At 61.4% G+C, this 8,080-nt stretch carries 9 protein-coding genes; 6 read left to right on the forward strand and 3 right to left on the reverse strand.

What is annotated here, in order from left to right:
- The 3 genes from JNK99_RS12630 to JNK99_RS12640 all read left to right on the forward strand — a co-directional run.
- Positions 1 to 273 (forward strand): integrase core domain-containing protein (locus JNK99_RS12630; protein ID WP_291853647.1); only part of this gene is annotated, 273 nt, incomplete at its 5' end.
- A gap of 675 nt (positions 274 to 948) precedes the next feature.
- Positions 949 to 1,722: a DUF2092 domain-containing protein gene (locus tag JNK99_RS12635; RefSeq protein WP_366518764.1), complete on the forward strand. Its 774-nt coding sequence runs from the start codon at positions 949 to 951 to the stop codon at positions 1,720 to 1,722.
- A 12-nt stretch (positions 1,723 to 1,734) separates the two neighbouring features.
- Positions 1,735 to 2,196 carry a hypothetical protein gene (locus JNK99_RS12640; protein WP_291853650.1) on the forward strand — a complete coding sequence of 154 codons (462 nt, stop codon included), beginning with the start codon at positions 1,735 to 1,737 and terminating at the stop codon, positions 2,194 to 2,196.
- 132 nt (positions 2,197 to 2,328) lie between these two features.
- Here the strand turns inward: JNK99_RS12640 and JNK99_RS12645 are convergent, their stop codons facing one another.
- From JNK99_RS12645 to hisC, 3 genes are all read right to left on the reverse strand, one after another.
- Entirely contained in the window at positions 2,329 to 4,074 is a 1,746-nt protein-coding gene (locus tag JNK99_RS12645; protein ID WP_291853653.1) for a SulP family inorganic anion transporter, read from the reverse strand.
- Between the two features lie 115 nt (positions 4,075 to 4,189).
- Positions 4,190 to 5,065, reverse strand: coding sequence for a polyphosphate kinase 2 family protein (locus JNK99_RS12650; RefSeq protein WP_291853656.1), 876 nt, complete (start codon positions 5,063 to 5,065; stop codon positions 4,190 to 4,192).
- 32 nt (positions 5,066 to 5,097) lie between these two features.
- Positions 5,098 to 6,180: a histidinol-phosphate transaminase gene (hisC, locus tag JNK99_RS12655; RefSeq protein WP_291853659.1), complete on the reverse strand. Its 1,083-nt coding sequence runs from the start codon at positions 6,178 to 6,180 to the stop codon at positions 5,098 to 5,100.
- 153 nt (positions 6,181 to 6,333) lie between these two features.
- On the opposite strand from hisC, the gene hisB reads away from it, so the two are divergent.
- The 3 genes from hisB to JNK99_RS12670 all read left to right on the forward strand — a co-directional run.
- Positions 6,334 to 6,921: an imidazoleglycerol-phosphate dehydratase HisB gene (hisB, locus tag JNK99_RS12660; RefSeq protein WP_291853661.1), complete on the forward strand. Its 588-nt coding sequence runs from the start codon at positions 6,334 to 6,336 to the stop codon at positions 6,919 to 6,921.
- Positions 6,921 to 7,580 (forward strand): imidazole glycerol phosphate synthase subunit HisH, encoded by a 660-nt coding sequence (gene hisH, locus JNK99_RS12665; RefSeq protein WP_291853664.1) that lies wholly within the window; start codon positions 6,921 to 6,923, stop codon positions 7,578 to 7,580. The genes hisB and hisH overlap by 1 nt, the downstream gene beginning before the upstream one ends.
- Before the next feature lie 48 nt (positions 7,581 to 7,628).
- Positions 7,629 to 8,080 (forward strand): HisA/HisF-related TIM barrel protein (locus tag JNK99_RS12670; RefSeq protein ID WP_291853666.1); only part of this gene is annotated, 452 nt, incomplete at its 3' end.

Raw genomic sequence — 8,080 nt, forward strand, 5'->3', positions numbered from 1 at the left:
GGCAGCAAGGGCGACAGCTACGACAACGCCCTGGCCGAGACCATCAACGGGCTGTACAAAGCCGAGCTGATTCACCGCCGGGGCCCCTGGATGACCAGGGAATCCGTGGAACTGGCCACCCTGCAGTGGGTGCACTGGTTCAACCACATCCGACTGCTCACGCCGATTGGGGGCATTCCTCCAGCACAAGCTGAGGCAAACTACTGGAGGCAACTCGCCAGTCGCTTCAATGCATTTTTGCATTTGGCATGCGCCTATATTTGGCTACTGTGAACACGCCCTAGGCTTTCGGACTCGTCCATCGGGATTCTCCATCGTCGTGTGCTTGGCGGCTCACGGCTTGAAGTTTCCTGATGGACTCCCTGAAATGTCAAACTTCTCCAGTCCCCCGGCAGAGCCGGGGGATTTCCCTTGTTCGGTTAATCAGGACAGAAAAAGCTGTTCGAAACCATCGCCCTGTCTGAGCCCTCCGCCAGACGCCTGTAGTGCCAATTCCGAACCGGTGAATTGCGCACAAACAATCACTTAGCCGTATTTTTGTCGAATTCTCGTGTGTCCCGAGGTATCCGCCACTGCAATATGCATATACACTGCGCACCGGAGAGGATGAGAGCGGTCATCGCGTCGCCTCGGGCTTCTTCAGTCTCGTATCGTCACCACCATGAAAGACAGCATGATCAGGAAGTCCGGCAAACAAGGATGTCAGCACAAAGCAATGTCGGCTGATTGGCCCGGCTGTTCCGGTCCGCACACTGTTCGCACGCCGACCGGTTTGGCGCACGATGCCCGGTATTCCTGGCACGACCACCGGTGTTTTCTTTCTGATCTCTCTCAGCCTCGATCGAACAAGGCGCTACCGGTGCCGCAATGGTCACAGACCCCGATGCATTCTCCCGGACGCGTGCCCTGCTCAAAACCTCTACCACCCAACCTACCCAGGAGAAAACCATGATGGCACGCAAGAAACTTGTGCTCGGCTTGCTGGCGCTAACGTTGGCGGCACCCGGCTTTGGCGCCGAGCCTGCGCCGGCGGGCACCTCCCGACCGGTCGTCAACCCGGTCGACCCGGCGTCGATTGCAGCGCTCAAGAAAATGGGCGCCAATCTGCAGACCTTGCGACGCTTTGAGGTCAGGACCGATCTGTCTTCGGAAACGGTGCTCGAAGATGGCCAGAAGCTGCAACAGAGCGCATCGGCCGAGATTCAGGTGCAGCGTCCGAACAAGTTGCGCGCACTGATGTGGAGTGCGCGTGCCGAACGCGAACTCGTCTACGATGGCAGGACCGCTACCCTGTATACGCCCGCGCTGAAGTATTACGCCATCACCGACGTGGCGGACAATATCGGCGCCATGATCGACCAGCTCGAAGCCAAGTATGGCGTTCAGGTCCCACTCTCGGATCTCTTTGCCTGGGGTACCGATGCCGCGCCGCTGGACCAGATCCAGTCGGCGATGAATGCCGGCCAGGACATCATTGGCAAGGATTTGTGCGATCACTACGCTTTTCGCCAGGGCCAGATCGATTGGCAGATCTGGATGACCGTCGGGGATGCCCCGCTGCCGCGCAAGCTGGTCATTACCAATCGTGCTGACGAAGCCCGGCCGCAGTCTGTTTCCCACCTCGTATGGAACCTGAAGCCGACTTTCAAGGACGCGATCTTCAAATTCACGCCACCCAAGGATGCTCACCCCATCGGCATTCGTCCGCTGAATAGCAAGTAAAGGAGTGCTCCCATGAAAAGAACATTCAGCCAACTGTCTCTGGCGCCCCTCGGCGCCCTTCTTCTGTTCGGTTTCGTCCTGGCACCTGTGGCTGAGGCCCGCGACGGTGGCGCTCGTGCTGGCGGTGGTGGACGCGATGTGCATGTCAACAACAGCAATCGGGATGTGCGCACCAACAACGTACGCAATACCAGCGTCAACAATGTGAACGTAAACCGCAACGTCAACGTCGATGTCGACCGGCACGGCGGAGGCTGGAATGACAATTATCACCCCGTCGCGACCGCTGCTGCGGTCACCGCCACGGTCGCCGTCACTGCTGCCGTCGTCGGGTCGGTCGTCCGCACGGTGCCTGCCAACTGCGCGCCCGTCAACTACAATGGCGTGGTCTACCAGCAGTGCGGCAGCACCTGGTATCAACCTCAGTACGTGGGTACCCAGGTGCAGTACGTGGTGATCAACCCTCCGTACTGAGTTTGGTCAGCGGATGGGCCCCCGCGTCCGTGGTCCATCCCTGAGGCAGCGTCTGTCGTCTGGCGGGCGGCTAACCTGCGCGTTGGCGAAGCCTGTCTTGCCCAGAGCTCTCGACTGATTCGCAACCAGGCTTCAGATAGGTGCTGCGCCGTTCATCGCCCCGGTGGTGCCCTCCTTCGGTGCGGCGGACTGCCGTTCATAGTCCGCCACGACGGCATGAACGGAGCCGTAGAAGGCGTCGGCGCCAATGAGATCGGTGATGCCGTAGCGATCGAGCTGACCGCGCAGGGCTCCCGACACATTGGCGAATACCAGCCGGACGCCCTGTTTCTTGAGCAGCGTGTCGGTGTCGCGCAACATCGCTGCTGCCGAGAAGTCCACGTCGCCGATTGCCGCTGCCTCGATGCACAAGCAGGCCAGTGGCGGTTGCGTCTCGAGCCTCGCCAGATGAAACACCTCTTCGGCAAACTGTCCGGCGTTGGCGTAGTAGAGGCTGTTGCTGAAAAGGTAAACCAGCAGTCCTGGCGCAATCTGCTGCGGTTCGCTCAGCGGAACGGTCTGCCAGCCTTTCTTCTTCTTGTCCGCCGCGATGATCGCGTTACTGCCCCGGTAGCCGCGCCGCACATGATCGAGCAGCGACAACACCATGGCCAGAATGATTCCCTGCTCGACACCGATGACGACTACCGTGGCCGCCGTCAGCAAGGCCACCCAGAACTCGGCGCGCGCCTGGGCGAAGATCTGCCGCATCCCCCGGACATCGATCATCCGCACGGCCACCAGAAAGACGATGGCGGACAGCACGGCGGTGGGCAGGTAGGCCAGGGGGCCGGTTAGAAACAGCAGGACCAGCAGCACGAGGACACAGGTGGTGAGCTGGGCGACTTGGCTGCGGCCGCCGCCACTGTCGACCATGGCCGTGTTGGTCGGGCTGCCGTTGACGAGGAAGGTGCCGGACAAACCGGCGCCGATGTTGGCCATGCCCAGCCCCACCATGTCCACATTCTCATCGAAGCGGTCGCCGTACTTCGCGGCATAGGAGCGTGACGTCGCGGCACTCTGCGCGAGAATCACCACGAAGCAGGCAAAGGCGATCGGCAGCAGCTTCTGGATCAGCGGCCAGCTCCATTGGACATGCGGCAGGCCGAACGTCGGCAGACCGCTTGGAACGGCACCGAGTGTCTCCAGTCGGGCGTCCAGATTGAGTGCCCAACTGACGCCAATGGCGGTGACCACGGCGATGAGGCCGCCCGGGATCCGGTCGGAGATCCGCCGGCCGCCGACGATCACCACCAGCACGGCCAATGAAATTGCCACGGCATGGAGATTGGTCTGCCCGATCTGCTGCAGGTCGTGCACGATCTGCCGGAGTGGTTCGTTGCTGATGCGTGGCAGGCCCAGCAGACCGGAAACCTCGAGCAGCGATACCTGTACGCCCACTCCGGTCATGAAGCCGGTGAGAACCGTGCGCGAAAGAAAATCGGCCAGGAAACCGAGCCGCAGCACGCGTGCGGCAAACATCAGGATGCCCGCCATCAGCGCTAGCAGGCTGCACAATGCAAGCCACTCATTCGAACCGCGTACGGCCAGGCCGGTGAGACCGGCAGCGACCACCGCAGCCGTTGCCGAATCGGCGCCCACCGACAGATGCCGCGACGAACCGAAGATGGCGAACAGGCTCATCGGAATCAGAATCGTATAGAGGCCGGTGATCACCGGCGTGCCAATGATCTTGGTGTATCCCATCGTTCCGGGAATGGCGAGCGCGGCGAGGGTGAAGCCGGCCAGCACATCCCGTCCCAGCCCTGACCGGTCAAGCGGTCGGATGCCCTGAAAAACGGGCAGACTGAAACCCCGCCCTGCATCATCCTGCGTCATCGTTCCTCCTCATTAACCCGGACGAACCAACTGCGCCTGACAATCGGCATGCCGTCAACGCAAGGCGAGGGTTCCGTTCGTATCCTGAGCTGCGTACAGCAGTGCAGCCTGTCGGCTAGGTTTTGCCACAATCCTTGGGCGCTTTGCCTGCCCGCTGGTTCTGTGCTTCCGCCGCAGCATGATACTTGGCAGTGACTTCCTGCAGATTGACCCGGGTCGGCGGCAGCTTCAATCCCATCCCGGCCATCGTGTCGGCGATGATCTGCGAGATGGCCAGATTGCGGAACCACTTGTGGTTGGCCGGAATGACGTACCATGGCGCGCTCTTGCTGCTCGTCCTGCTCAACGCCTCTTCATAGGCTGCGACATACTCGGGCCACAACTCCCGCTCGGAGTAGTCGGCTTCGCTGATCTTCCAGTTGCGCGCCGGATCTTCCAGTCGCTGCTTGAAGCGGGCGAGTTGCTCCTCGGGGCTGATGTGCAGGAAGAACTTGAGAATGCGCGTGCCGTTCTGCACCAGCATCGTTTCGAAATCCTTGATCAGTGCGTAGCGCTTCGACCAGACGACCTTGGGCACCAGGTCGTGGACCCGCACGACAAGAACGTCCTCGTAGTGCGAGCGGTTGAAGACTACCACCTGTCCTCTCGCCGGTGTCCGCTGATGAGCTCGCCAGAGGAAATCGTGCGCTGCTTCCTCGGCGCTCGGCTGTTTGAAACCAAATACCGACGTTCCCTGCGGGTTCATTCCCGTGAACAGGTGACGGACGACACCATCCTTGCCGGCGGCATCGAGCGCCTGCAGCACGACGAGCAGCGACTGGTTGCCATCGGCGTAGAGCAACGCCTGCAACTCGTCCATCCGTGCGACGTTGCGCTGTATCTCGGCCAGGGCTGAGCTACTGGAGGTGTGTTCGCCGGCGAACGCCGGGTCGATTGCAGCAAGGCTGAGTTGGGTGCCCGGTCTGACGAAGAATCGTTTGCGGTAGTCCATCGTCTGTCTTCTCAATTGATGTCAAGCGACGGTCATTCGCCGGGCAGAATCTCGCGCAGTGCCTGGAGCAGCGTCGCGCATTGTTCGTCGCTGCCGATCGTGATGCGCAGGTGCTGGTCGATGCGTGGCTGGCGAAAGTGGCGAACGATGATGCCGCGTTGCCGCAGTCGTGCGGCCAGTTGAGCCGCATCGCTCTGCGGGTGGCTGACGAACAGGAAGTTGGCGGCCGACGGCAGCACCACGAAACCCAGTTGCAGCAAGGCGCTGCCGAGCGCTTCGCGACTGCGCATGACCGCCTGCCGCGTCTGTTCAAAATGGTCCTGGTCGTCCATGGCGGCAACGGCGCCGGCGATTGCCAGTCGATCGAGCGGGTAGGAATTGAAGCTGTTCTTGACCCGCTCGAGCGCCTCGATCAGGTCCCGGTGGCCGACAGCATAGCCGACACGCAGCCCGGCCAGCGAGCGGGATTTGGAGAGCGTGTGCACGACCAGCAGATTTGGATGGCGATTGACCAGGGTGATCGCCGACTCGCCGCCGAAGTCGATGTAGGCTTCATCGACGATAACGACCGATGCGGGCTGTGCCACCAGCAGTTGATCGATTTCCGCGAGAGACAGCAGACAGCCGGTTGGCGCATTGGGATTCGCGAAAATGATGCCACCGTTCGCCGTTGCGTAATCATCCACCCGAATCCGGAAGTCTTCGGTCAGCGGCACCGCGACGTGGGCAATGTCGTGCAGACTGCAGTAGACTGGATAGAAGCTGTAGGTGATGTCGGGGAAGAGAATCGGCAGGTCGTGCTTGAGCAGCGCCATGAAAACCAGTGCCAGCACTTCGTCGGAGCCGTTGCCGACGAAAACCTGTTCCACCGATATGTCAAACCTGCTGTAGCGCGCGGCAATTGCCTCCTTCAGGAGTTCGGCGTTCGGATCGGGATAGAGGCGCAGCGACTGGCCGCCATTGGCCATTTCTTCGGCAATGGCAGCAACGACGCGCGGCGAGGGGGGGTAGGGGTTTTCATTGGTGTTCAGCTTGACCAGGTGCGGCAGCTTCGGTTGCTCGCCGGGTACATAGGGCGTCAGGCGGTGAACGAGGGAACTCCAGTAGCGGCTCATGAAAGGCTGTTCCGTTTCAATGCACGGTAAGCGCGAAATGGTATCATGCGCGTCTGTCGATCACGGTGCGTCTGCCGACGATCGGCGGCGCTTGGCAGCGACCGGCCGAGCGCTTTCTTCAGACGCGCAACGCCACCATGCAATGGTATGCCGATGCGGCAAGCAGAAGTTTCCAGGAATACGCTCGAAACCCGGATCACAGTTCGCCTGAATCTCGATGGCCACGGCCGCGGCAGCTTCGCCACCGGCGTGCCTTTCCTCGATCACATGCTCGAGCAGATTGCGCGGCATGGACTGATCGACCTCGAGGTTGACGCAGTCGGCGACCTGCACATCGATGCGCATCACACGGTCGAGGACATCGGCATCACGTTTGGCCAGGCACTGGCCGGGGCGCTCGGCGACAAGCAGGGCCTGTGTCGCTACGGACACGCCTATGTGCCACTGGACGAAGCCCTGTCGCGCGCCGTCGTCGATCTCTCCGGTCGTCCAGGTCTCGAGTTTCATGTCGACTTCCGGCGCGCGATGATTGGCGCTTTCGATGTCGATCTGATTCACGAGTTCTTCCAGGGACTGGTCAACCACGCCGCATTGACGCTGCACATCGACAACCTGCGCGGCGACAACGCGCACCATCAGGCCGAAACGGTGTTCAAGGCCTTTGCCCGAGCGCTGCGCATGGCGGTCGAGAATGACCCGCGTGCCAGTGGCAGCGTGCCATCGACCAAAGGCTCCCTGTAATGCTGGAGCGTGGCACCGGCGGCGGAGCGATCGTCGTTGTCGATTACGGGATGGGCAATCTGCGTTCGGTCTGGCAGGCCCTGGTGCACGTGGCCGCGGGTCGGGAAATCCTTGTCTCGGCCGATCCGGCAGTGGTCAGCGGTGCCGAGCGGGTGGTTTTCCCTGGCCAGGGGGCGATGCCGGACTGCATGCGCGAGATCGAAGTGCGCGGTCTGCGCCAGGCGGTGCTCGATGCGGCTGCCAGCAAACCCTTTCTCGGCATCTGCATCGGTCAGCAGATGCTCTTCGAGCACAGTGAGGAGGGCGATGTGCCGGGGCTCGGCATACTGCCGGGCGTGGTTCGTCGCTTCCCCGCCAGCCGCATGGTCGACGCTGCCGGCAAGCGCCTCAAGGTGCCCCACATGGGCTGGAACGAGGTCTGGCAGAGACGCGTGCACCCCTTGTGGAAAGGAATCGACGATGGGGCACGGATGTATTTCGTGCACAGCTATTTTGTCGCGCCCACCGACGAGAACTGCATCGTCGGCATCACCGATTACGGCATCCCCTTTACCAGTGCGGTGGCGCGGGATAATATCTTCGCCATTCAGTGTCACCCGGAGAAGAGTTCGCCGGCGGGACTTGTCATGCTCGCCAATTTCGTCGCCTGGAAACCCTGATCGATTACCCGCGTTTCATCTGTATCAATCCATTTTTCTGCCTTCGACATGCTGATCATTCCCGCGATTGACCTCAAGAACGGACAATGTGTCCGGCTCAAACAGGGTCTCATGGACCAAGTAACCGTCTTCTCCAATGCGCCGGGCGAGCAGGCCAGCCACTGGTTGTCGCAGGGGGCAAGGCGCCTGCACGTGGTCGATCTGGATGGCGCCTTTGCCGGCAAGCCGAAGAACGAAAGGGCGATCAAGGAAATCGTTCAGGCGGTGGGGGACGACATCCCGGTCCAGCTCGGGGGGGGCATCCGCGACCTCGATACCATAGAGCGTTGTCTTGACGACGGGGTCAGCTATGTAATCATCGGTACCGCTGCGGTGAAGAATCCCGGCTTCCTGCACGATGCCTGTGGCGCCTTCCCCGGTCACATCATCGTTGGTCTCGATGCCAGGGATGGCAAGGTGGCGGTCGATGGCTGGTCGAAAATGACCGGCCACGATGTCAT

This window comes from Accumulibacter sp. (assembly GCF_016789985.1).
Taxonomy (GTDB): domain Bacteria; phylum Pseudomonadota; class Gammaproteobacteria; order Burkholderiales; family Rhodocyclaceae; genus Accumulibacter.